A 22,869-nucleotide genomic window follows, 5' to 3' on the forward strand; every position below is an offset into this window, starting at 1 on the left:
AATGACAGACGACATTGACCAGATCCTCATCAGCGCCCTGATGGAGGACTCCCGACGCTCCCTCAAGGCCCTGGCAAACCTCAGTGGCCTGTCCTCCCCCAGTGTCGCCGAGCGCCTTCGTCGACTCGAAGAACGTGGCGTGCTTAGGAGCTATACCGTCGAGGTGGACCCCAAGTGCTTCGGCTATCAACTCCAGGCCATCGTGCGCATCCGCCCGCTGCCGGGGCAGTTGCAGGAAGTGGAACGGCAGATCCAGGCCATCGCGCAATTCACCGAATGCGACAAGGTGACCGGCGACGACTGCTTCATCGCCCGCCTGCACGTGCGCTCGATGGAACAGCTGGATACCCTGCTGGATAAGCTCAATGTCCACGCCGAGACCAATACGGCCATCGTCAAGAAGACGCCCGTCAAGCGGCGCTTGCCACCGATGGCGTAGGCCTTTGCCTCCTTGGTGAGCCCGCGGATACCACTGGGGCCATAATGTGACGCACTCCTTGGCGCCCGCCAAGTGGGCGCGATCAGATCTGGCTCTGGCAGCCGGGTGGGAACGTTATCAAGGGAGTATGGCGAAAATTTCGCGCGGTGATCGACCGATCAACCGCATGCCGACCTTGGTAATGCAATCCCTTGCCATAGGCGTGGATCATTTATTCAAAGGTGCCATCATGTTTCAGGCTGTTTGCCGGCCATTGGCCACACTCCGGCGATGATCAGCAAAAAAGGGCTTGTCCCCGACAATACGATCCGAGGCCTTGGGCCCGTTGGTCGCCTGGCCGTCCTGGCCATCGACGTACCAGTAACAGTGCTGCACCGCACGCGTGATACCCACATACGCCAGGCGCAGGATTTCGTCCTTTTGCGCCGAGTCGTAAGGGGCGGCATCACCGTCCTGGCCCAACCCCGCCATTCGATAGACCTGGTTCTTGTAGGGTGAACTGCTCAGGTGCTGGCAGTCGCCGAGCAGGAACACTGCATCGGCCTGGAGCCCCTTGGCGCTGTGGTAAGTCATTTGCCTGAGCCGCCGGGCCTCGTACGGCAAACTAGAATCCACATTAACTGTTGGCTGAATATACTTTTCTATCAATATCTTATCGCTGCTTTTTCGATACAGCATCAAGATCGAATCGCCCTTGCGGTAATGCTCATCCAGTCGCCGCGCCAGCCCTTCGTCGTCTCGATCCAACACATTGACCGGGATCGGTGCGCGAGACACGCCACTGGCCTTGGCCTTCTTACCAGGGATAGCCGCAGCGGCGCGAACAATATGCTCGGCCGCATCGATGATGTGCTGGTGGCTGCGGTAGTTGTCTGTGAGCATGACCCGGGTCGTTGTCGGCGACGGGAATTGCTTGTTGAATGCCATGAAATAGCTCGGTGAACTGCCGCGCCAGCCATAGATCGATTGCCAATCGTCCCCTACACACAACAATGAAGAGCGCTGGGCGCCGCGGCCAACGTGCATCGCGGGACCACGGCTGCGTATTTCCCGAAGACTGGCGCGCAGCCAGGAGACGATCTGCGGCGACACGTCCTGGAATTCGTCGATCATCAGGTGCGAAAGCGGCCTGAGCAACGCATCCCCCAACAACTTGAAATTTTCTGGCGAGTGCTCGCTGAACAGCGCGAACATGCGGTTGTAGGTCATGACCGGCGGCGATTGGTCGAGCAAATGGTCTTCGAATGCCCGCCAGTAGCGACTCAGTGCCTCGAAGAAATACCGATCGGGGTCATCCTGGGCAAAGGACATCCGACCCACGGCATCCGGGACGTCCAGGCCCAGGTTCTCGATAAAGCCCGCCGCCGCGACAAAACAGTCCAGTAGAGGCGCTGAGCCCAGCTCGCCCTTGACCTTGTAGTCGAACCCAGGCCCGGCGCTGGCGTCGCCCGCCAATGATGCTAATACACGTTTTGATGCGTCATAACTTTCCAGCCATATCAGTGGTTTACGGCAGAAAGCTTGAAACAATGTGCGTTTTACGGCCCATTCCGCGCGGATGCTCAGCTTGGCGCTGGGACGACTGAGCCGGGCGTCTTCCCGTGGATCGAACCCCAGCATCACCCAGGCATCCAGGGAAGGCGCGTAACCATGGCAGTGGAAGGTCGAACCATTGATTTCGAACGTTTGTCGTTTCGGTTCGATACCCTTGATCGGCCAGGCACCGGCGCGCAACCACAGGTCTTCAACCGCGTCGCACAATGCTTCGTCGCGCTGGGCTGCCAGCTCGGTCACGGCGACGCGCTTTTGCACATCCGGGTGATCGCGCTCCAGCGCCTTGAGCTGCAGCGCGTGGCGGGACAACGGCAGGATCAACTCACGGAAACGCGTGTCACACTGGTAAAGGTTGTAATAACAGGCATTGAGTTGCTGGCGCTGGGCGTCGTTGATGCGCAAGTCAAAAGGGTTGCCCTGGGCATCATCGTCACCCGCCTCGGCGCGGTGACTCAGGGTCTCGAAGGCTTGGAGCCGTTCGAACCCGGGCAGGCTGCGGACCATGGGCAAGATGCGTGAATGGAATGTCCGCACCAAATCACGGGCTTCCTTGAGGCTGACGGTTCGCCCCCACAGGGCAAACACTTCGATCAGTTTCTGGATGAAGTCCTTGCGCGACTCCCGGGTGAACGTCACCACGGTCATCGAGCCCAGTTCAAAACCCAGGTAATGGGACAACAGCACAATGCGCAGCACCAGGGTGGTGGATTTGCCCGCCCCGGCCCCGGCGACCACCGAGGTCGAGGGCGTATCGCTGAAAATCATCTTCCATTGCGCAGCACTCGGTTGTGCATGCGCCGGCAGCAATCGGGCGACATCTGCCTTGATGCGTTTCTTCAACTCGGCGGTCAGCGGCAGGCGCCAGTCATCGAACAGCAGATCATCGACCTGCGGTGCCGGATGCTCTGTGCTGCGCGAATCACGGATCAACAGGACCTGACGGCCCTCCTCAAGCCCTTCGGCCCGGCCTTCCTTGTAGCCGTAGTCAAAACCAGCGGTATGACCGCTGCGAAAACCGTCGGCCTGGCCATGCAACCAGGAGGCGCGATGCTGAGCTCGCAGGCGTGTCAGGCCATGGCCGAAGAACCGGGCGGCCAGGCGTTTGAACAGTGGCATCTGGGCCAGGGATAGAAGTTCGGGGGGAAGATCGGGAGTGTGTTGCGTCACGCTGGGGACTCCGGTGTTCATGAACCATGACGGCTATGGTGTCTGTATTTGCCGCCGGGTTCCACCCAAAAGCTTTTAAGTCATGGGTTTAGGCGATGAAGTGAAAGTTGGCTCACGGTTTTATATCTAAATAGACAATAGCTTTGACGCGTTTTTTACGCTTTTTATCGATGTTTTCCTTGGCGAAAATAACCCCATCAACCATCGCTTTCGCTGCTCAGCGGAAAAGGACACGAACATGCTCGAACTCAGGCCCTTCGCCACCTTGGGCGCCGCCAACCACGGCTGGTTGGATGCCCGCCACCATTTTTCGTTCGCCGAGTATTACGACTCACGGCGCATGAACTGGGGCAACTTGCGGGTCTGGAACGATGATGTCATCGCCCCCGGTAGTGGTTTTCCCCAGCACCCGCACCGGGACATGGAAATCATCACCTATGTGCGCGAAGGCGCGATCAGCCACCAGGACAATCTGGGTAACAAGGGCCGTACGCAGGCCGGTGATGTACAGGTCATGAGTGCGGGCACCGGAATTGCCCATAGCGAATACAACTTGGAATCGACGGCCACCCGCATCTTCCAGATATGGATCATCCCCAACGAAGAAGGCCTGGCACCGTCATGGGGCGCCAAGCCGTTTCCCAAGCACTCGCGCGAAGGCTTCGTGACCTTGGCCAGTGGCAAGGCCGGCGATGACCAAAGCCTGCGCATTCGCGCCGACGCACGGCTGGTAGCGGCCAATCTCAAGGCGGGTGAAAGTGCGGAGTATAGGCTGGACGCCGCACGTCGAGCTTACCTTGTGCCTGCCACAGGGCTTATAGAAATCAATGGGTTGCGCGTACAAGCTCGAGACGGTGTTGCGATTGAAGATGAACGGATATTGCGGGTAACCGCCATTGAAGACAGCGAAATCGTGCTCGTCGACCTCGCTTGATGGGTCTTGTGGTGAGGGGAACTTGCGGGGGAGCAAAGCTTGCTCGCGAAACGGGCTTCGATTTAGAGACTGCATCGCCTGGATCGCGGGCAAGCCTTAATTCCCACATAGTCCTCTGGCTACATTAGGACAAGGCTTGCCAACGGTGTCACTGGCTGGTGATAGCCCCATCCACCAACGTTTGCGCCTCAGCCACCAGTTGCTTGAGGTGTGCATCACCAATGAAGCTTTCGGCGTAGATCTTGTAGATATCCTCGGTCCCGGACGGGCGTGCCGCAAACCAGCCGTTTTCGGTCATGACCTTCAGGCCGCCAATGGCCTGGTCATTGCCCGGGGCATGACTGAGGATATTCTGGATCTTCTCCCCGGCCAGTTCGGTGGAGGCCACCTGATCGGGCGACAGCTTGCTCAACAGCGCCTTCTGTTGTGGACTGGCCTTGGCATCGACGCGTACCGAGAACGGTTCGCCCAGCTCATCAGTCAACGCGCGGTACGCCTGGCTCGGGTCGCGACCGGTGCGTGCCGTCATTTCAGCGGCCAACAGCGCCGGGATCAGGCCATCCTTGTCGGTACTCCAAACGCCGCCGTCCTTGCGCAGGAACGAAGCACCGGCACTTTCTTCGCCGCCAAAACCGAGCGAGCCATCGAACAGGCCGTCGGCAAACCATTTGAAGCCCACCGGCACTTCATAGAGGCGGCGACCCAAGCGCTTGGCCACGCGATCGATCAGCCCGCTGCTGACCACCGTCTTGCCCACGGCGGCATCGGCACGCCATTGCGGGCGATTCTGGAACAGGTAGTCAATGGACACCGCCAGGTAGTTGTTCGGCGCCAACAGGCCGCCAGACGGCGTCACGATGCCATGGCGGTCATGGTCCGGGTCGCAGGCAAAGGCCACGTCGAAACGATCCTTGAGGCCAATCAACCCTTGCATCGCATGGCTGGAGGACGGGTCCATGCGGATCTGCCCGTCCCAGTCGACGGTCATGAAGCGGAAAGTGGAATCCACATGAGTGTTCACCACTTCCAGGTCCAGGCGGTACTGCTCGGCAATGGCCGGCCAGTAGCGCACGCCTGCGCCACCCAATGGGTCGACGCCCAAATGCAGCCCGGCGGCGCGGATGGCATCGAAATCGATGACATTGATCAGGTCCGCCACGTAGGTGTTGATGTAGTCGTGACGGTGGGTGGTGTCGGCCTTCAGGGCTTGCTCGTAGCTGATGCGCTTAACGCCGGCGAGCTGGTTGGCCAGCAGTTCGTTGGCCTTGGCTTCGATCCATTTGGTGATGTGGGTATCGGCCGGGCCACCGTTGGTAGGGTTGTACTTGTAGCCGCCACTTTGCGGTGGGTTGTGGGACGGCGTGATGACGATACCGTCCGCCAGGCTCGAGGTGCGGCCACGGTTGTAGCAGAGAATGGCGTGGGAAACCGCCGGTGTCGGGGTGTATTCATCGCCCTCGGCGATCATTACGGTGACACCGTTGGCCGCGAATACTTCCAGAGCGCTGGCACCGGCCGGGGTCGACAGCGCGTGGGTGTCGATACCAACGAACAGTGGCCCGTTGATGCCCTGGGCTTCGCGGTACAGGCAGATCGCCTGACTGATGGCCAACACGTGCCACTCGTTGAAGCCCAGGTCGAAGGAGCTGCCACGGTGCCCGGAGGTACCAAAAGCCACGCGCTGGGTTGCAACCGAGGCATCGGGTCGGCCGGTGTAATAGGCCGTCACCAGTCGCGGGATATCGATCAACAACTCTGCCGGTGCTGGCTGGCCCGCAAATGGACTGACTGTCATGCAAAACCTCTGAGTGGAGTGGCTCGATAGATGGAGTGCAGTTTACTGACAGTTCGACCATGGCGCGATGGGTTCGATCCACTGCCGCCACTTACGATTGTTCGAGCCTCAAGGCATCGGCCAGCGCGCAGAGCGCAGCGTCCATGTCCTGTGGCCCGTTCAGGGCATGGGTCAGGCGCATATGTTGTGCATACAGGCCCTGGAGGCTGAACAACTCCCCCGGCGCGATGACGATTCGCTGGGCCAGCAGTCGATGGAAGACCCGTCGCAAGTCGACCCGTCGCGTCGACTGCACCCAGATCGTTGCGCCACCCTGGGGTTCTGCCCATTGCAGGCTGTCCCCCAGCCGCTCGCGCAGCAATTGTGTGGTCGAAACCGCACTTTCGCGCAGCAGGCGGCGCAACACCAGCAAGTGCTGGTCGATCCGACCGTTGCTGTACAACCGGGCGATGGCTTTCTGGCGAATCGGCGACAAGCGAAACGCACGCAACAGGAAATGTCGTTGCAGGTGCAGAGTCAACTGGCGTGACAACACGTAGCCATACGGTGCCTCTGGACCAATGGTTTTTTCGAACGTCGAATAGACGATCAGCCGGTCCGGGTCGAGCAAGTCTCGAAAAGGCGTCACCCTTGCCTCGAACGCCAAGTCTGTATGGCTGTCGTTCTCCAGCACCCAAATCCCCTGCCGCTCCAGCAATTGCGCGATGGCACGGCGGTTCTCTTCAGGAACGAGCGTCCCCCTCGGCATGTTCAAGACCGACGACACCACCACCAGGCGTACCGTTTCGTTCACCAGCAGTTGTTCCAGTTGCTCGACATTGAGCTCGCCGCCTGCCAGCAGTGGCAGCTCGATGACGTTCACCTCCGCCGCCTGCAGCAGGCGCAACACCGCCCAGTCGCAGGGCGACTCGATCAGCACTGCAGCCCCCCTGAGCGCCAGTACCGCGATCAGGATCTCCAGGACGCCCCGCAGGTCGGCGCCAATGTAGACGTCATCGGCATTCCAGCAGCGGGCCGGCGAAGACGTGTAGCGAGCCGCCAGCGCGGCGCGAAGCTCCAGCTCGCCCCAAGGTTGCGAGGGCGTCTGCGAGGAGCGTGGATACTGGCGCAGCAGTTCGCGTTCGAGCAGCAACAGCGGGCTGTCCAATGGCTGCATCGACGCTGGTTCGTCCGCACTGAGCACCCGCATCCCTGGACGTCGAGCATTGACGTACAGGGTCTCGAGCAAATCGTCACTGCCGTCCAGAGTGGCCATGCTGGGCACTGGCAGCGCGTAGTAACCGGACTTGGCGATCGAATACACCCGCCCTTCCTTTTCCAGCAACGAATACGCGTACTGAATAGTCGATATCGACACGTTCAGACGTTCAGCCAGTTGCCGCAATGACGGCAGACGAACCCGTGCATCAACTTCCAGCTCGTTGATCAGCGTGGTCAGGTAGCGATAAACCGCCTGGTAGGCGAAGTCTGTTTCCCGGCAACCTTTCATCGGCTCAGGCCAGGGCAGCGGGTCGCAACCGGCCCAGTCACAACGCCGGGTACAAGGACTGGGGACGAGGTAGATGAGTCCGTCAAACCTCGCTCCTCAATGCCTTGCCGAGCGTTCATGCAGCCCATCGGCAGGCGACCCGGCTTCTGCAGTGTCGACGCCGTCAATGGCCTGCCGCAGATCGGCGCCCGGGGCAATTTCCGGCTGTTCCGGCAGTGAGATGCACGCCCGGTACAGCTTGCCGAGGATGTCGATGGGCAGGCCGCTGACATCGACCATCCACTGCGCAACCTGATCGGCGACGGTCGCGCCCTGCATGGCGTTGTGCAGGTCCGGCATCGCCACCAGCATGCCGGGATGGCAGCAACGCAGAAAATGCTCCAGGCCCGAGCCCTGGCCCACGAAGGGAGCGAACAGCATGCACACCAGTTGCGTTTCGCTGAGCCCCAGGATCTTTTGCGCTTCAAGGGCCGCATAGGCACGACGTTCGAGAATCGACAACGGTGACCCGAACAGCGCCCGAGCCTGTTCGCAGGCGTGTTCCGGCAGTTGCTTGCGATGCATGATCATGATCGCCCGCTGCGCGTAGTCCCCGTATCCCGTTTCATAACTGCGTCCGTGCACGTAGCAGGCCTGCAGACCATGCAAATGGGCCGACAATAACGGGCTGAGGTATTCGTTTTCAGGCGCCGATGGGACAAGCCCCTCGGTCTGCACCCGCAGGAACTCGTTGAAGAGCGGCCAGTTGGTTCCCTCCGAGCGATCGACGATCAGGTCGTCAATGCCGACGTGGCCCACTCGTCGACAGGCCTCGAAGTGACCCTCGGGTCTCCAGGCATCGAGGCGCTCCGGCCCATAGAAATGCCGGTAGACATCACCGCCCAGGGTATCGAGATGGGCAAAGAGGTTGTCGAAGCTGCAGGCGTACTCGGTCAGCAGGCCGATCTTGCGAGTCGCGCGGCGAAGGCCCGATATGAATTGTTTTTGCTGGCGCGGTGTATCGCTGCTGACCAACGAATCCACGCCCGATTCCCAGCGGGCCATGTGCCGATAGAATTCGGCCATCGCCAGGTAGCCGTCGTCCCCAATCTCCAAGGGGCTGTCGACCGCACGAAGGTGTCCCAGGACCAGCAGGTCCATGCGATTGGCTTCGTGCCCCGCCGCCGATAAGGGCTGCCGGTGATTGAACGGCAACACCTCGCGGTTATCCGCCATCAGCAATTCGACCCGGGGATCATCGTAGACAAACAGCGCGCTGTAGCAGCGGTGGATGTTTTCCAACGTCGCCTGGGTGGTTTCGCTCAAGCGTGGCGTGGCGACGCGCAAGGTGAAGGTCACCGGATGTCGCCCCGCGATACTCAGCTGTGCGGCCCGCAAGGCGGTCAACACATAAAAACTTTCCCTGCTCCCGTTCTGGACCGTCAACACGCGATAATCGCCAATCCGCTCGATGCCTCCGGCGGCGACAATTAAACGCTGGATCAAAAGCTGCAACGCGGTACGTTCTGCCCGGGAATAAAAACCTAACAGTCGTTGCAGTATCTGTTGATACACGTGAGTCATTGCCTGCTCATGAATTGCACTCATAGCCATTTACCTGGAAATTCAACTATCGGCGTCGCACCCGCACCAACGTGACCGAGCGACGTATTGGTCTAGAGGGTTTTTCTAGTACTCAAAGAGTATTAGCAATACGCTCAAGCAGTGCTTGTCGTAATTATTTGATACATATACTGAGAGTCAGCTCGCGCCCCATCGCGCTCCGGCCAGAGGCCGCGAAAACAGAGGGGTTAACCGACCGAGCGGCACGTCCTAGGAGAATTCCGACAACGTCCCACAGACAATGAGTACGACAAACAAAGAACTTGCCGAACTTTAATTGGTTCTCTACCCCGCCCTGTTTCTCCCAAGGTCGATAGATAGCCCCGCACCCATTAACGTTGATTACCCCTTGAATGCATCTTGAAGGATGAAGACCTTCGAAAAAGTTATACCGCACCACGATTTCTTCCTTGATATGGAAATCAGCGTTCAATTATCAAGACTTAAACAATGATTAGAAGATACAGATTGAGGGCAAAAACCAGTTCAGATGTTGGCTGACAGACCGTTTCAGTCTTGAGCGAACCGGGACAGGCCATTCAAGGCACGAAAGGTGAGGTACGAACGCAGCACCGCCAGGCAGGAGGAGCCGTAAGAAAGGATGGGGTGTCAGGGCGAAGGCAGCGCAAGAGCCCGGACGATGACTCTTGCGCAAGACAGGGTTCAGGCCGGGTCGACGACCTGAAGAGCAACACGTTCACGGCAAGGGCATTCGCCCATGTAACGGTGAGCCTCAACAAACTCGGAGAACGGGAAGACCCGAGTCTTGAGCGGCAACAGCACATGGTCGGCGGTCAGTTGATTGATATCGCGCAGTGCTCGTAGCAACGCCACCTGATCCTGGAGAATGCCCAGTTCCGGCTTGCCAGTGAAATTGCCGATGCAGTGCACAAAGAACTGAATGTTCTTCTGGAACGCCGCGCAGGCTGGAAACGGCGTCTGGTTGCCGCCCTGTAAGCCATACAGCACCAGGCTGCCCCGCGGCGCCAGCACATCACCCAGCAGCGACATCTGCGGCCCGCCGAGGCCGTCGAATACTACATCGACGCCACGGTTGTCGGTGAACTTATTGATTTGCATCAGCAAGTCCTGCTCTTCGGTGACGATGACCTTCTCGGCGCCCAACGACAACAGATACTCACGCTCGTCAGCCGTCTTGGTGGCCGCGATCACCCGCACACCCAGGGCCTTGCCCAGCTGTACGAAGGAAGGACCGGCGCAATGACTGGCATCAGTGACCAGGGCGAATTGCCCCGGCTTGACCCGCGCCAGGTCCATGTAGGCGAAATACGCGATCAGCAGCGGCGTGTAATGCACAGCGGCTTCAATCGGGCTGAGCGCGTCGGGATAACGGGTCAGTGCGGTGCGTGGCAGCACGATGACTTCACCGTACACCGGATAATCGTTCGGGCTCTCGGCCGGGAAGCTGGCGACCTTGTCGCCCACGGCCAAGTCATCGACGCCGTCACCGACGGCCGTCACCACGCCGGCCATTTCATGGCCCAGGCCCGAAGGCAGGCGCGCCTGGGACGACGCCAGGTTCTGGCGCCACAAGATGTCGTACCAACTGATGCCGATCGCTTCGACGCGGACCTGCACTTCTCCTGGCGCAGGAAGAGCCGCCGCATGCTCTTCGCATTTGAGCACCTCGGCACCACCAAACTTGTGAAAACGGATCGTGCGGGACATCGCAAACCTCGTCAAAGTAACCCTAATGCCATGAACTCTATCCGGGGTTTGTACCCAAGACCATCAGTGGCTATTAATAGTCGACATGCCTGTCATTGATTCCGCAGTCAGAAAACCAACCAATCCTGTAGGACTTAACCTAAGAAAACTCAATTAGCCGGTGCAGAGTACCAGCCTTTCCCCGTAAGATTCACGCCGGCCATTGTTCCCATATGGCCGCTCACGTCAAGCTTGCCGAATCTGCCAGGACTCCAGATGAATCGTAATGACCTGCGGCGTGTCGATCTGAACCTGTTGATCGTGTTCGAAACATTGATGCATGAACGCAGTGTGACTCGCGCGGCCGAGAAGCTGTTCCTGGGCCAACCGGCCATCAGCGCCGCGCTGTCGCGCCTGCGCAGCCTGTTCGATGACCCATTGTTCGTACGTACCGGCCGCAGCATGGAGCCTTCAGCCCGGGCGGTCGAGATCTTCGCCCTGCTCTCCCCGGCCCTGGATTCGATTTCCACGGCGGTCAGCCGCGCGGCGGAATTTGACCCGGCCACCAGCACCTCGGTGTTTCGCATTGGCCTGTCGGACGACGCCGAATTCGCCCTGCTGCCGATGCTGCTCAAGCGCCTGCGGGCCGAAGCGCCCGGCATTGTGCTGGTGGTGCGCCGGGTCAACTACATTCTGATGCCCGGTTTGCTGGCGTCCGGTGAAATCTCCATCGGCGTCAGCTACACCGACGACCTGCCGGCCAACGCCAAACGCAAGATCTTGCGCCGCAGCTTGCCCAAAGTGTTGCGGGCCGACACCGCGCCGGGCCGACTGACCCTGGACGAGTTCTGCGCACGCCCCCATGCCTTGGTGTCCTTCGCGGGTGACTTGAGCGGCTTCATCGATGAGGAGCTGGCGAAACTCGACCGCAAGCGCCACGTGGTGCTGGCCGTACCGCAATTCAACGGCCTGAGCACCCTGCTGGCGGGCACCGACATCATCGCCACCGTACCCGACTACACCGCCGACGCGCTGACCGCCGCCGGCGGCGTACGCGCCGAAGACCCGCCCATACCGGTGCGCAGCTTCGAACTGCACATGGCCTGGCGCGGCTCCCAGGACAACGACCCTGGGGAGCGCTGGTTGCGTTCGCGGATTCAGATGTTTTTTGGGGATCCTGAGAGTCTTTGATTCAAGCCGTCGCACACTTAAACGCTGGATGACCGGGCACTCACAACGGCCCGCAAAAGAGCTGCAGGCACTGCTGCTGAGCCAGATGGGTGGCGACCAGCAAGGTACGCCAACCCTCAAGGTCATATGACAGCACCTGCCACACCAGCCACAGCCATACGTAGCTGAGTTGGAACACCACCCAGGTCAATCCTGGCTATCCACGACGGTCAAGCATGGCGATTATCCGTACCGTCCATGACACGACGGGCTTTGGCGACCGTGTCTGCGGCCAGGCGTCCTTGCTCCACCAGTGCCTGCAGAGCCGTCAGGCAGATCGCCTGGCTGTCCACCTCGAAGTAACGCCGCAGCGCGCGCCGGGTGTCTGAACAGCCGAAGCCATCCGTGCCCAGCACCTTGAACGGCGCAGTGACATAGGGAGCGATGAGTTGCGCATAGGCCCTGACATAGTCCGTCGCCGCCACGACCGGCGCGGACCCGCCCAGGCATTGCTCGACATGTCCCAGTGTCGTCTGCGCACCCGCCAGACGCTCGTGTTGGGCAGACCTGGCATCGCGTTCAAGCTCGCTGAAACTGGTGACACTCCAGACCTGCACCGTCACGCCCCATTGCTCGCGCAGCCGGTTCGCCGCCGCCAGCACTTCATTGAGGATCGCGCCGCTTCCAAGCAGGCGCACCAACGGCGCGTCCGACCCGGCGTAGGTACATGCCCTTGATCACATCCGCCTCGGCACCGTCCGGCAGCGACCGTTGCAGGTAATTTTCATTGGTCACGGTGAGGTAGTAAAAGACGTCCTCCTGAGCGGTCAGCATGCACTTGAGCCCATGGTCCACAATCACTGCCAATTCACCGGCAAACGCCGGGTCGTAGGCTCGGCAGTTGGGCACGGTCGCCGCGACAACATGGCTTGAACCGTCTTGATGCTGCAGCCCCTCCCCGGCCAGGGTCGTGCGCCCTGACGTCACCCAGGCCCAGCACCGACGCCACTTCCGGCGCCGCCGCCGGGCAGATGCGCTCCGGCGAGGTGGTCGCGACCACCACCGCCTGCACCGCCCGCCCCTCTGCCGAGGCGAGTGCACGGGCGCCGGCCTTGATTGCCAGGTCGAGCATGCTCAGTCCGTCACTGACCATTCGACGCTCACGAATGCCCGTACGCGACTCTATCCATTCGGGCGTGGTATCCAGGCCGCTGGAAATTTGCTGATTGTCAATTATCTGAGGCGGAAGGCAGCCTCCCAGGCCACACAAGATCACAGTCACGATCAACTCCCTTGATTTAACGATGGTTCAGATGGCGGGCGGTGTCGCGCCAGGCCCTAAGTCACTTCCTGACGCGGGGCACGGCCCAGCGACCAACCAAAATTCATGCCCGCCGCCGCCAGCAGGATCGCGCTCGCGCCAAGCACTTGCAGGGCGCTGAGCGGATGGGCGAAGGCAACCCAGTCGACCAGGATGGCGACGATCGGATAGATGAACGACAGTGCGCCGACCAGCGCCGTGGGGATTTTCTGGATGGCGCTGTATAGCAGGGTCGACATGAGCCCGGTATGGACCACGCCGATAATGATCAAGTATGTCCAGGCGCCCTCGACCGTATCGACCCTGCTGAAATCCACGAACGGGGCAAGGACCAGTACACCTACCACCATCTGGATCAGCACGATCAGGTGCGCGGGCAAGTCCTTGAGGCGCTTGGTGATCGCCGCCGCCACGGCATAGAAGAAGGCCGAAGCCAGGGCGAGGCAGACGCCGAGCAAGTAGTCGGTGGCAGTGGACTGTCCACTGCCCTTGGCGGACACGATCAACATGAGCCCGGCGAAGGCCAACAGCAGCCAGCCAACCTTTACGGCGCTGAGGCGTTCAGCGAAAAACAGCACACCCAGACCGACCAGCATGAACGGTTGAACGTGGTAGACCACCGTGGCAATGGCGATAGAGGAATGTTTGTAAGCACTGAACAGCAGCACCCAGTTGAGGATCAGCGCCACCCCGCCCAGGCACACCAGAATGAACTGCCGGGCGGTGATCAGGGACCGGCGCAGCACCCCAAGCACCAGGCACGTGACCAGCATCGCCAGGGCCCCGAACAAACAACGCCAGAACACCACAGCCTCCGGGGCCTGCCCCGACATAATGACGAACCAGCCTACCGTGCCGGAGATGACCATGGCCGAGATCATTTCGAGTGTCCCACGGGTTTGCGACTTCATCACTCACTGCTTCCTTGCCGCCGACATTGCCGTAACCTAAGCCGCTATTCGTGGACGCTGTCTCGGCAAAACGAACTTTATAATGAATTAATGACCACTATAATGAACACTGCGCCAAAGAGCGTCAACCCAGTTAAGGATGATTTATAAAACAAATGACCGACATAACGAACATTTCGCCGAAAAATAACCCGAGCCGAATCGATCTGCTGGCGCTTTCAATCAAACGCGAACGCTTGGCCGCAGGACTTTCCTTGACCGAGTTGGCGAAGCGCGCCGGGGTGGCTAAGTCGACCTTGTCTCAATTGGAGTCAGGAATCGGTAACCCCAGCATTGAAACCTTATGGTCGCTGGCGATGGCAATGGGTTTGCAAGTCACCCGGTTCTTCGAGCAACCCCAACAGCCGTTGCGGGTGATTCGCGCCAACGAGGGCATGACCGCCTATGCCGAGACTGCCAATTACGCAGCCACACTGCTTGCCGATTGCCAGGCGGGAGTACAGCGCGACATCTACCGGCTCAAGGTGCAGCCCGGCGAAGTTCGGCTGTCTCAGCCTCACCCAACGGGAACCGTAGAGCACGTAGTACTGTGCAGCGGCAGCGCCCATATTGGCCCGGCGACTGGGCCTGTATTGCTGAATGCCGGCGACTACATCAGCTACCTGGCGAATGTGCCTCACGTGTTCGAAGCACTTGAGGCGGACACCACAGCGGTGATGGTGATAGAGCATTCCTGAGGTAGGCGCCATTTTTCGTTCGCTCGTGTATCACGAGCGACCTGGGGGCAACATTGGGGGCATATTTGAAATTTTTCTGCCTGAAAATGTTGTCCTAGAGCCCAGTCAAAATGTTTTTTGGGGATCCTGAGAGTCTTTAGGCGTTGTCGGGCAGGCTGTTTAGCTGATCATTTCTGCCTTTCCACAAACCATGGAGTTCCATTCACTTCCGGTAGATTGCTACATTGGGGGCACATCTGAGGGGGTCGTCTTTTTGCTGGGTCTTGTCTGTCTTCTGGCCGTTGATGCAGGCCTGTCGCCATGCCTTGATTTGCTCGGGGTACAGGCCTTTGCGACGGCAGTATTCAGCCAGTTCAATCTCGGACAAACCAGCCGTTTCAAGGACGACAGCAAACTGGGTTTCGGCTGTCCAACTCTGGGTGGATGGGGGGTTCTCGGGCACTGCGTTTCCTTCAGAACCGACCTGCTTGCGCCAGTTCGACAATGACATTTCGCTGACCCCTTCGCGCCGGGAAACCTCGGCCATCGAAAGGTTGAGCGGGGGAAGCAGCATCTTGAGCAATGCGGCTTTGCGTTCAGGTGAATAGTACGGCACGAACAGTCTCTTTCCGCCCCCGATCTGCTTTTTCAGAAAAATTCGGAGAGGCGACAACTATCCTGACACCGGGGGCGGGTGCGCAATTGCTCGACAGTGGAAACAGTACCGCCTCGAAAAGGTGTCTGCAGCGAGACAAAATCTTGGAACAGTTTATTGCGTGCAGTCTCTGCGTCATGCCCTTCACCCACCGGAATATTCGGCATAGCAATCAGGCGAACCTTGCCGCGGGTGGTGGTCAGGCCTTCCATGTATTCAGCATGGCAAATGCCAATGTCGCCAGCACGCTTGGCCCAACCTGCATTGCCATTGGACAACACAAGCATCACATCGCAATCACGAACAGCCTGTAGACAGGTATCCCAGCTATCGTCCATAGCATCGGCGGGGGGAGCGTCTTCATTGATCCAGACTTCAAACACCTGCCTGCCGAACAGCTTTGTACCTTCAATCTCGCGCTTGAGCTGCTCTCGAATTGAGCTAAGGGTGTGATCGCTATCAATGGGGAAACGGTCGTTGCAACGACTCGAAAGCATGACCTTGATTTTTTTGGACTGGGCCATCCTTGCTCCTAAACCTCAACCAGAGGCTCTAACAGCTCTGTGATCAAAGGTGATCCTTGCGCGACAAAGCTGAGCCGCGCGTGCAGTCCTCCTAGAACAGCACAGAAGTAGCAAAATGCAATTATTTGGACATCGCGTTACCAGCGCCACCCTCAGCATTTGTAACAGAACATGTCGAATATTAGATGGACTTTGAGCCATGACAATTTCGCGAGCCAAAAGTACCCATCTAGACGCTGTGTGCTCCCACCTGTGTAAAGGACAGCATCTCGATGGCAGAAAAAATTAAAATTGAAAACCTGCACCATTTTCAAGAAGAAGCATTGACAATGCAGCTTTTCTAGCATTTCCAATTAGCTAGACAAATGAAAAGCTCCTGTACAGCACCCTCACTTCCGCCATTGCTGGACAAGTGTCTAGGTGCCGACTAGCGTTGATCCAACCACCACTTTAAGCATATGCACTCATTGGGTTGTTGAGTCTAGTGGTGACTCACTTATAATCAGCAATCCGGAGCAGCCATGAACGACAAGTTAGAGCCCGATAAACGGTCAGTTGAGACAGGCCCTATTTTTTACTCAGCCCTAGTTATGGGGTTGATTATGATTGGAATAGGCACCTTTTTCGAAGTAATGCACCTTGGGAACTTTACATTAAAAATTTTCATGTTCTGTACGGGACTAGGAATAATTCTTGGTGCTTTTGGTTCTAAGGCCAGCGTCACCCTACCGGGCCAATCAATAACGATCATCGGGTGTGCGGCACTCGCAGTCGTCATATTCTTTATAATTTTGGACCGCATGGACGGACGTTACCTACGTATAAAAATAGAGGGGGACACTAGAGAGGCTACGATGGTTTTCGAGGGCGACAATGATTTTTTTGGGTCCCGATTAAAAACCAGTTATGACTTTGTAGTTTTCGACAAGAACATTGTTCGCAAAAAATTGGCTCTCATCATAAACATTGGTGATAGAGAACAAATATTTAGCTGCATTGATGCTGCTTTATTAAGACCACATCTAGGATCAGGAGATACTCTTCAATGGCGTTACAACTCCCAGGATGCAAGCCTAAACGACGAGACCAATAAATTAATTGCCAAGGTTGGCCCATGTCCCAGTGGGACCAGTACAGGCGTTGTCGTCGAAGCAATGCCCGCTATTGATGGTTCGTCTTGGTCGCTGTTGCAAACGGCTTATGCGGATGAGGAAATTCCAACGGTTGATGAATTAATCAATAATTTGAACTCCGACAGTACCTATGTGAGGCGCGATGCCCGCTCTGAGCTCGGAAAAAAAGGAATGCCCGCTGCAAGACCCCTGTTAACCAAAGTACAGAGCACTGACAGTTCCTATCGAACAAAGCTTGGTGCGCTTGTCTCCCTCAATGAAATTGCTCAATCAAATGCCGGCCAAAGCGGAGCACTGAAAGCAGTTGTTGAAGAAGACGATTTGAAGGCTCTGACCAAAGCGTCCGCAAGTGACGACGGTACCGTACGATCCTACGCAACCAATGTCCTAGTCAACTTAAAGGATCCGCGTGCCATTCCTTTGGTCATTCAACAGTTTCCAGAATCAAGCGAAGACGGCCAACGTAACCTGCTAGTGGTCCTTAGTCAGACAGTTCCCCTTGCCGATGAGAAACAGAAACAATCCGCGGCTGAAATTGCTACATCGATCGAACCAAAAGATGAGGCTACGTCGGTGCTGATTAAATCTATCCAGGCTGCGGCCGAGTGAATCCTTAATCGGAGTAACCGTTAGAATGTATCGGTACCATTAGCGACCTCTCATCATGGTGCAGGCGCAACGGCAAAATAGGTTGCGGCATGGCACAGGCTCTTTGCAAGCTTGAGGCGTACCTCCTCACGCCAGCAAAGAGCCTTTTCTTACCGGATTTCCTATATCCGGCCTACCGTCCACAGTTGATCCAGCCGCGTCGTATAACGACGGCTCATCATCTCACGCCGCATCGCCCAATCAGGATTGCTCGACACGCTTGCCGCGAGTAGCGTTCCCCTTCCCCACCGCTCATCTTATCCAACACAGCCATTACAATGGTCGCCTCTGGTAGGCACCAGTTGAGCAGCTGTGCGCGCGAGTCAAATCTAGTCGGGGACGACCGATAGCGGCACTGTGCCAGCGTTACCACAAGTTAGCGTGATTGGGGGGAGTGGTAAACAAGATCGGAGACAATTTTTGGTGCAAATCGTCGGAGGTTGCGTAATGGCTGTATAAATATCCAATTGTTCGTAGGTCAATCAGCGTCGGACTGAAAGATACGCAGCACTGTAGACAGCTCCATTCGACACCGCTGGTCATTCCCGACTGAGAGGTAAGCAGTGTGTGAACCCCTACCCCCTACTTATGAACTACTGAAAGCCAACTGAATTCATCTGGACTCTGCCGGAAATCGCCACTCGCGAACCTGATGTACTGGGGGCAAAATTGGGGGCACATTTGAATTTCTTCTTCCTGAAAACACCGTCCTAGAGCCCAGTCAAAATGTTGTTTGGGGATCCTGAGAGTCGTCTGGCAGGCTGTTTAGCTGAGCATTTCTGGCTTTCCACAAACCATGGAACTCCATTCACTTCCGGTAGATTGCTACATTGGGGGCACATCTGAGGGCATGATGAAGGGGAACGCTATCCCTTTCGGAAGCGGGACGTGAAGATTTTTTTGCTGAAACTTGCGGTATTCCTCCTCCCCCTGACTCTGAAACACTGCGTCCGATGCCAACAAATCAAACACAGCGCTGGAAGCGACGCCGATCACCAGGCGATTTTCTAACTCGTAGGGCATTGGAACCTCTCTTGATGCCTCTAAACGCAAATATTGATGGGCATCGAACATGCCGATCGATTTCAGGGCGGATCGAAAAGCACACATCGCGCGCCTCCTCCCACGCACAGCCAGGCATATCAATCTGCAAATCAATCTGCAGCTTTATTATGGGCGGATGACTTTGAACCTTGCTGATTGGCGCCGAGTCAGCTATCACCTGATCGCCGGATGTCGGCCCCAAGCTATTGTCCTGAGCGAAAATGGCATAATATGCCAACAATCAAAAGTACCTGTTTGCATAGAACTGGAGCTAGTTATGGCGACGCGAAACGTTGTGCTCACCCCTCACCAGGAACAGGTTATCCATGACTTGGTGCAGTCCGGCCGTTATCAGAATGCCAGCGAAGTGATGCGAGAAGGTTTACGTTTATTGGAGCAGCGCGTCGCCGAAGACACCGCCAAAATTGAGGCACTGCGCCAGGCGACCTCGATCGGCATCATGGATCTTGAGCACGGGCGCTTTACTCAGGTGAACGAAGGGGATCTGGAGCACTACCTCGAGGGCTTGAGCCTGGAGGCAACCCTCCCCGCGAGAGAGAAACACTGAGCATGCCGCAGTATCGGATTTCCAACCCGGCGCGCGCCGACATTGTCGACATCCTTAGGCTCTCCCAGACGCAGTTCGGCGATCAAGCACGCCAGCGCTACCAGGCGCTGATCCTCGCGGCGCTGCAAGCGCTTGCCGACACGCCTTATCCCCTTGGCAGCCACGACCGCGATGAGCTTGCACCGGGCCTTCGCAGCTATCACCTCATCTACTCACGCCAGCAGGCCAAACAAACCCATGGAACGGTCAAAAGCCCACGCCATATCGTGTTCTATCGTGTGGCAAACGACGACGTGATCGAGGTCGTCAGACTCCTTCATGACGCCATGGAAGTGCAGTTGCACTTGCCTAACGACTGATCAGCGACCTGGCCAAACGGCTTAACTGGCCAGGAATAGCGAAGGTAAGGCGCCCCTCTATATCTCAACCTGAGCGCCCTCGTTGTCAGCCGATTTAGGCGTTTTCCGTGACCAAGCGCCTAGCATTCGCTCCAGCTGTCGATGGACACGAGGATCGATGCCCCTAGCGACCAGAGCCCTGGCAACATCACGCAGAGCACGAGCATCTCGCGAGTCAATTTCAGGATAGGTGCAGAGAGACAGACCCGACAACTCCACTTAAGGATATCGACTCATACCCCATATCCTCTTCCGAACAACCAGGGATTTGCCACATTAGGGTTGTTCATCCAGTATAAGGAGGCGCACCAAATACCAGCCGCGGCCACCCAGGCCCGTGCCAAAAATCGCCATTCGCGATCGCTCGCACCGGGGGTGTGAGCCGCATAACCCCCCAACAGGGTGACGCGGCGCCGGCTTTTTCCTGCTCGCCGATCACCAAAAGGTAGGGCACTTTCTGCAGAGTGGCTTCGCGGATCTTGTAGCCGTTCTTCTCGTTACGCAGGTCCACTGCCGCGCGCAACGATTTGAAGCGTCCTTGGTGAGACGTCGTATTGTTCATGGGTTAACTCCTGATTACGGATGGGATCGAGGCGGTTTGGCAAACCGGATCAAAGATGCAAGGCGGGCTTGGACTGGTGAACGCCATGGGCAGAAGGGACGCGGACCCGCAGCGCAATCAGCAGTGCGGCCAGCAGCATCAGCACGGCCGCTGCGACGAATACGCCTGCGCTGCCACCGAGGCTGAACACTGCACCGCCAGCGGCCGCGCCTGTGGCAATGGCGGACTGCACAGATGCCACCACCATGCCCCCGGCGCTTTCCGCCTGATCAGGTACCGCACTGGCAACCCAGTTCGACCACGCCACCGGCACACCACCAAAGGCCAACCCCCAGATCGCCAGGAGTACCGCCTGCCCCGGCACCGATGCCGGCAACAGCACCAACGCCAGTGCTGCAACACCGACCAGCGCGGGCATCAATACGAGAGTGGCCAGCGGGTGGTGCTCCAGCAGCTTCCCGGCCAACAGCGTGCCGGCGAAGTTCGCCACACCGAACCCCAGCAGCATCAGGGACAGCCCTTGTGGGCCGATGCCGGTAGTCCCTTCAAGGAATGGCCGAACGTAGGTGAACATAGCAAAGTGGCCGCTGTGCACCAGCACGCAACCGAACATCCCCATGGCGATACCCGGGCGCTGCAACACCTCGAGTACGGTGCGCAGACGTGCCGGCCGGCGCGGCGCAAGGCGCGGCAAAGTGAACGACTGGAACGCCAAGGTCACCATGCCTACCGCCGCTGCTGCAAAGAACGCGCTGCGCCAGCCATACAGCCCGCCCAGATAGCTGCCCAGCGGCACGGCAACGACCGTCCCGATAGCAATGCCGCTGAAAATGATCGACAGCGCCCGGGGCAAAAAAGCACTCGGCACCAAGCGCATCGCTACCGCCGCCGCCATGCTCCAGAAACCGCCAAGGGCAATGCCCAGCAAGATGCGCATCAACAACAGCACCGCGAAGCTGGAGGAAACGGCGACCAACAGATTGGAGGCGACCATCAACGTGGAAAAACCCAGCAACACCCAACGTCGGTCGATGCCGCGGGTCAGGCCAGGCACCAGCAAGCCGGCGAACAGCGCCACCACGGCTGTCACCGTTACCGCCTGGCCAGCCAGCGCTTCGGACACTCCCAGGTCGGCAGCCATCAGCGTCAACAAACTGGCCGGAAGGTACTCAGCGGTCAGTAATCCGAACACCCCCATTGCCAACGAGAAGACGGCCATCCACGCGGGGTTCGCAGGCTCTACATCCAAGCCGACGCCGGAATGGCGGTCGGGTACGGCATTACATACACAGTCGGTCATCGTACGGATCTCCCTATCTTCATTGCGAACCGAAGTCTAGGCGCCGGGATCCGGATGATCTATGATCAAAAATCTCTATTTTTTGACTAAAACACCTGAACAATGCCTGCTGATCAGTTTGCTCTCTCCTCGGACCTCATCAACGAACTGTTGCGCGGTATGCGCCTGCGTGGTGTCGAATACCGGCGTATCCAGGCAGGCCCTACCTTCGGTTTGGGCTTCACGGAAAAACCTGGGCACGCCTGGTTCCACTTCATAGCCGTCGGCAATGCGGTGCTGCGAATGGAGGATGGCACCACCTACGAGCTGTCTGCCGGCAACGCCGTGTTCATCTCCCATGGCGCCGCCCATCAACTGTTTTCACATCCGGACGCGCCTGTTCTAGACATCAACCGTCTAGACGGCACCCCGCTCGGTGACACCGTCAGCGCGGTGGATACCGTCAGCGCGGTGGATACCGGAACCGATGCCAGCCCCACGCCGAGCACTATTTTGTTCAGTGGTTGTATGGAGTTTGAACTGGGCAGTATCCATGGCCTTGGCAGGCTGATGCCGGGCCTGATGCTGATTGATGCCGGCGGCCAGCGTTACCCCGGGCTGGTACCGATCCTGACCACCATGGAACGCGAGGTCAGCGCCGCACGTGTCGGCTTCGCCGGTATCCTCGCGCGTTTGGCCGACGTGGTAGCTGCCATGGTCGTTCGCGGCTGGGTGGAGTGTGCCTGTGGGAATGCTTCTGGCCTGGTCGCCGCCTTGCGCGATCCACGCTTGGCCGGTGCACTGCTTGCGCTCCATCAACAACCGGGCCGCGACTGGACCGTTGCGCAGTTGGCAGAGCACTGCAATACCTCACGCTCGGTCTTCGCGGACCGCTTCCAGGTGACGATTGGCATGGCCCCACTGCGCTATGTCACCGAACTGCGAATGCGGCTTGCGAGCCAGTGGCTGACCCTCGAAAGGCTACCGATTGAAGAGGTAGCGCAGCGTTTGGGCTATACATCCCAGGCCGCTTTCAGTCGTGCATTCAAGCGCATTACGGGCAAGACACCGGGTTTGAGTCGTAAGTGTCGGCGCTGATGAAGAATTGACCCATCTGCCGAAAAAACGCTGACCCAAGCAACCTTCAAGGCTACCGCCATCTGTGCTGGGCATCTACCTATCCATGTTGGGGCAGTCTTGCCCCAGCAGGGAGGGCAATTGTGCATCACCGCCAACAATCATCAATCAAATCGGCGTTCTTGTTTCTGTGTTTCCCGGGATTCCGTGAAGAA

At 58.2% G+C, this 22,869-nt stretch carries 18 protein-coding genes and 5 pseudogenes; 8 read left to right on the forward strand and 15 right to left on the reverse strand.

The annotated features are described in order from the left end of the window. Nucleotide 1 precedes the first annotated feature (1 nt). A complete protein-coding gene (locus AACY31_RS07485) occupies nucleotides 2-439 on the forward strand; it encodes an Lrp/AsnC family transcriptional regulator (protein ID WP_339482931.1) in 438 nt (145 codons plus the stop codon). A gap of 234 nt (nucleotides 440-673) precedes the next feature. On the opposite strand, the gene AACY31_RS07490 is transcribed toward AACY31_RS07485, so the two are convergent. Beyond that, nucleotides 674-3,160: a UvrD-helicase domain-containing protein gene (locus AACY31_RS07490; protein ID WP_339491891.1), complete on the reverse strand. Its 2,487-nt coding sequence runs from the start codon at nucleotides 3,158-3,160 to the stop codon at nucleotides 674-676. A 238-nt stretch (nucleotides 3,161-3,398) separates the two neighbouring features. Here AACY31_RS07490 and AACY31_RS07495 point away from each other — a divergent pair, with 238 nt between their 5' ends. Beyond that, complete coding sequence (locus tag AACY31_RS07495; RefSeq protein WP_339482927.1) at nucleotides 3,399-4,094, forward strand: pirin family protein; 696 nt, start codon at nucleotides 3,399-3,401, stop codon at nucleotides 4,092-4,094. Between the two features lie 148 nt (nucleotides 4,095-4,242). Here the strand turns inward: AACY31_RS07495 and pgm are convergent, their stop codons facing one another. From pgm to AACY31_RS07515, 4 genes are all read right to left on the reverse strand, one after another. Beyond that, nucleotides 4,243-5,889 (reverse strand): phosphoglucomutase (alpha-D-glucose-1,6-bisphosphate-dependent), encoded by a 1,647-nt coding sequence (gene pgm / locus AACY31_RS07500; protein ID WP_339482926.1) that lies wholly within the window; start codon nucleotides 5,887-5,889, stop codon nucleotides 4,243-4,245. Between the two features lie 91 nt (nucleotides 5,890-5,980). Further along, nucleotides 5,981-7,378 carry a PLP-dependent aminotransferase family protein gene (locus tag AACY31_RS07505; protein ID WP_339482925.1) on the reverse strand — a complete coding sequence of 466 codons (1,398 nt, stop codon included), beginning with the start codon at nucleotides 7,376-7,378 and terminating at the stop codon, nucleotides 5,981-5,983. A 96-nt stretch (nucleotides 7,379-7,474) separates the two neighbouring features. Next, nucleotides 7,475-8,965, reverse strand: coding sequence for a hypothetical protein (locus tag AACY31_RS07510; protein WP_339491895.1), 1,491 nt, complete (start codon nucleotides 8,963-8,965; stop codon nucleotides 7,475-7,477). Between the two features lie 678 nt (nucleotides 8,966-9,643). Then, complete coding sequence (locus AACY31_RS07515; protein ID WP_339482923.1) at nucleotides 9,644-10,669, reverse strand: zinc-dependent alcohol dehydrogenase family protein; 1,026 nt, start codon at nucleotides 10,667-10,669, stop codon at nucleotides 9,644-9,646. 255 nt (nucleotides 10,670-10,924) lie between these two features. Here AACY31_RS07515 and AACY31_RS07520 point away from each other — a divergent pair, with 255 nt between their 5' ends. After that, complete coding sequence (locus tag AACY31_RS07520) at nucleotides 10,925-11,839, forward strand: LysR family transcriptional regulator (protein ID WP_339491896.1); 915 nt, start codon at nucleotides 10,925-10,927, stop codon at nucleotides 11,837-11,839. 209 nt (nucleotides 11,840-12,048) lie between these two features. Here AACY31_RS07520 and AACY31_RS07525 read toward each other — a convergent pair. The 3 genes and pseudogenes from AACY31_RS07525 to AACY31_RS07535 form a co-directional block, all read right to left on the reverse strand. Further along, nucleotides 12,049-12,802, reverse strand: a pseudogene (locus AACY31_RS07525) (transketolase-like TK C-terminal-containing protein); the annotation flags it as partial. Then, on the reverse strand, nucleotides 12,687-13,100 hold the full coding sequence (locus tag AACY31_RS07530; RefSeq protein WP_339504259.1) for a hypothetical protein: 414 nt from the start codon (nucleotides 13,098-13,100) through the stop codon (nucleotides 12,687-12,689). The gene AACY31_RS07530 and the pseudogene AACY31_RS07525, both read right to left, overlap by 116 nt. Before the next feature lie 56 nt (nucleotides 13,101-13,156). Further along, a complete protein-coding gene (locus tag AACY31_RS07535) occupies nucleotides 13,157-14,050 on the reverse strand; it encodes a DMT family transporter (protein ID WP_150054667.1) in 894 nt (297 codons plus the stop codon). Nucleotides 14,051-14,205: 155 nt separating this feature from the next. Between AACY31_RS07535 and AACY31_RS07540 the strand changes: the two genes are divergently transcribed. Further along, entirely contained in the window at nucleotides 14,206-14,787 is a 582-nt protein-coding gene (locus AACY31_RS07540; protein WP_339504261.1) for a helix-turn-helix domain-containing protein, read from the forward strand. Nucleotides 14,788-15,031: 244 nt separating this feature from the next. On the opposite strand, the pseudogene AACY31_RS07545 reads toward AACY31_RS07540, so the two are convergent. Further along, nucleotides 15,032-15,382 (reverse strand): annotated as a pseudogene (locus tag AACY31_RS07545) (transposase); the annotation flags it as partial. Nucleotides 15,383-15,414: 32 nt separating this feature from the next. Then, complete coding sequence (locus AACY31_RS07550) at nucleotides 15,415-15,945, reverse strand: DUF4062 domain-containing protein (protein ID WP_339504263.1); 531 nt, start codon at nucleotides 15,943-15,945, stop codon at nucleotides 15,415-15,417. 521 nt (nucleotides 15,946-16,466) lie between these two features. Here AACY31_RS07550 and AACY31_RS07555 point away from each other — a divergent pair. Continuing rightward, a complete protein-coding gene (locus AACY31_RS07555; RefSeq protein ID WP_339493237.1) occupies nucleotides 16,467-17,687 on the forward strand; it encodes a HEAT repeat domain-containing protein in 1,221 nt (406 codons plus the stop codon). 161 nt (nucleotides 17,688-17,848) lie between these two features. Here AACY31_RS07555 and AACY31_RS07560 read toward each other — a convergent pair. Further along, a pseudogene (locus AACY31_RS07560) lies at nucleotides 17,849-17,977 on the reverse strand (DUF4113 domain-containing protein); the annotation flags it as partial. A gap of 601 nt (nucleotides 17,978-18,578) precedes the next feature. After that, nucleotides 18,579-18,749, reverse strand: a pseudogene (locus AACY31_RS07565) (5'-nucleotidase); the annotation flags it as partial. A gap of 298 nt (nucleotides 18,750-19,047) precedes the next feature. Between AACY31_RS07565 and AACY31_RS07570 the strand changes: the two are divergent. Next, complete coding sequence (locus AACY31_RS07570) at nucleotides 19,048-19,338, forward strand: type II toxin-antitoxin system ParD family antitoxin (protein WP_032698686.1); 291 nt, start codon at nucleotides 19,048-19,050, stop codon at nucleotides 19,336-19,338. A gap of 2 nt (nucleotides 19,339-19,340) precedes the next feature. Then, nucleotides 19,341-19,697, forward strand: a complete 357-nt coding sequence (locus AACY31_RS07575; protein ID WP_339482016.1) for a type II toxin-antitoxin system RelE/ParE family toxin — start codon at nucleotides 19,341-19,343, stop codon at nucleotides 19,695-19,697. Nucleotides 19,698-19,754: 57 nt separating this feature from the next. Here the strand turns inward: AACY31_RS07575 and AACY31_RS28870 are convergent, their stop codons facing one another. The 3 genes and pseudogenes from AACY31_RS28870 to AACY31_RS07590 form a co-directional block, all read right to left on the reverse strand. Then, nucleotides 19,755-19,955, reverse strand: coding sequence for an integrase arm-type DNA-binding domain-containing protein (locus tag AACY31_RS28870; protein ID WP_445261527.1), 201 nt, complete (start codon nucleotides 19,953-19,955; stop codon nucleotides 19,755-19,757). Between the two features lie 202 nt (nucleotides 19,956-20,157). After that, a pseudogene (locus tag AACY31_RS07585) lies at nucleotides 20,158-20,256 on the reverse strand (His/Gly/Thr/Pro-type tRNA ligase C-terminal domain-containing protein); the annotation flags it as partial. A 91-nt stretch (nucleotides 20,257-20,347) separates the two neighbouring features. Next, nucleotides 20,348-21,598, reverse strand: coding sequence for an MFS transporter (locus AACY31_RS07590; protein WP_339492982.1), 1,251 nt, complete (start codon nucleotides 21,596-21,598; stop codon nucleotides 20,348-20,350). Between the two features lie 102 nt (nucleotides 21,599-21,700). Here AACY31_RS07590 and AACY31_RS07595 point away from each other — a divergent pair, with 102 nt between their 5' ends. Continuing rightward, nucleotides 21,701-22,675: an AraC family transcriptional regulator gene (locus tag AACY31_RS07595; protein ID WP_339504265.1), complete on the forward strand. Its 975-nt coding sequence runs from the start codon at nucleotides 21,701-21,703 to the stop codon at nucleotides 22,673-22,675. Nucleotides 22,676-22,869 lie beyond the last annotated feature (194 nt).

It is taken from the genome of Pseudomonas sp. RL_105y_Pfl2_101, assembly GCF_963970585.1.
In the GTDB taxonomy this organism is placed as follows: Bacteria; Pseudomonadota; Gammaproteobacteria; order Pseudomonadales; family Pseudomonadaceae; genus Aquipseudomonas.

Coding starts and splice junctions, on each gene's coding strand:
- AACY31_RS07540 (WP_339504261.1), top strand. CDS start 14,206: ATGACCGACATAACGAACATTTCGCCGAAAAATAACCCGAGCCGAATC.
- AACY31_RS07555 (WP_339493237.1), top strand. CDS start 16,467: ATGAACGACAAGTTAGAGCCCGATAAACGGTCAGTTGAGACAGGCCCT.
- AACY31_RS07590 (WP_339492982.1), bottom strand. CDS start 21,598: ATGACCGACTGTGTATGTAATGCCGTACCCGACCGCCATTCCGGCGTC.
- AACY31_RS07505 (WP_339482925.1), bottom strand. CDS start 7,378: ATGAAAGGTTGCCGGGAAACAGACTTCGCCTACCAGGCGGTTTATCGC.
- AACY31_RS07550 (WP_339504263.1), bottom strand. CDS start 15,945: ATGGCCCAGTCCAAAAAAATCAAGGTCATGCTTTCGAGTCGTTGCAAC.
- AACY31_RS07515 (WP_339482923.1), bottom strand. CDS start 10,669: ATGTCCCGCACGATCCGTTTTCACAAGTTTGGTGGTGCCGAGGTGCTC.
- AACY31_RS07495 (WP_339482927.1), top strand. CDS start 3,399: ATGCTCGAACTCAGGCCCTTCGCCACCTTGGGCGCCGCCAACCACGGC.
- AACY31_RS07570 (WP_032698686.1), top strand. CDS start 19,048: ATGGCGACGCGAAACGTTGTGCTCACCCCTCACCAGGAACAGGTTATC.
- AACY31_RS07575 (WP_339482016.1), top strand. CDS start 19,341: ATGCCGCAGTATCGGATTTCCAACCCGGCGCGCGCCGACATTGTCGAC.
- AACY31_RS07510 (WP_339491895.1), bottom strand. CDS start 8,965: ATGAGTGCAATTCATGAGCAGGCAATGACTCACGTGTATCAACAGATA.
- AACY31_RS07520 (WP_339491896.1), top strand. CDS start 10,925: ATGAATCGTAATGACCTGCGGCGTGTCGATCTGAACCTGTTGATCGTG.
- AACY31_RS07485 (WP_339482931.1), top strand. CDS start 2: ATGACAGACGACATTGACCAGATCCTCATCAGCGCCCTGATGGAGGAC.
- AACY31_RS07535 (WP_150054667.1), bottom strand. CDS start 14,050: ATGAAGTCGCAAACCCGTGGGACACTCGAAATGATCTCGGCCATGGTC.
- AACY31_RS07595 (WP_339504265.1), top strand. CDS start 21,701: ATGCCTGCTGATCAGTTTGCTCTCTCCTCGGACCTCATCAACGAACTG.
- pgm (WP_339482926.1), bottom strand. CDS start 5,889: ATGACAGTCAGTCCATTTGCGGGCCAGCCAGCACCGGCAGAGTTGTTG.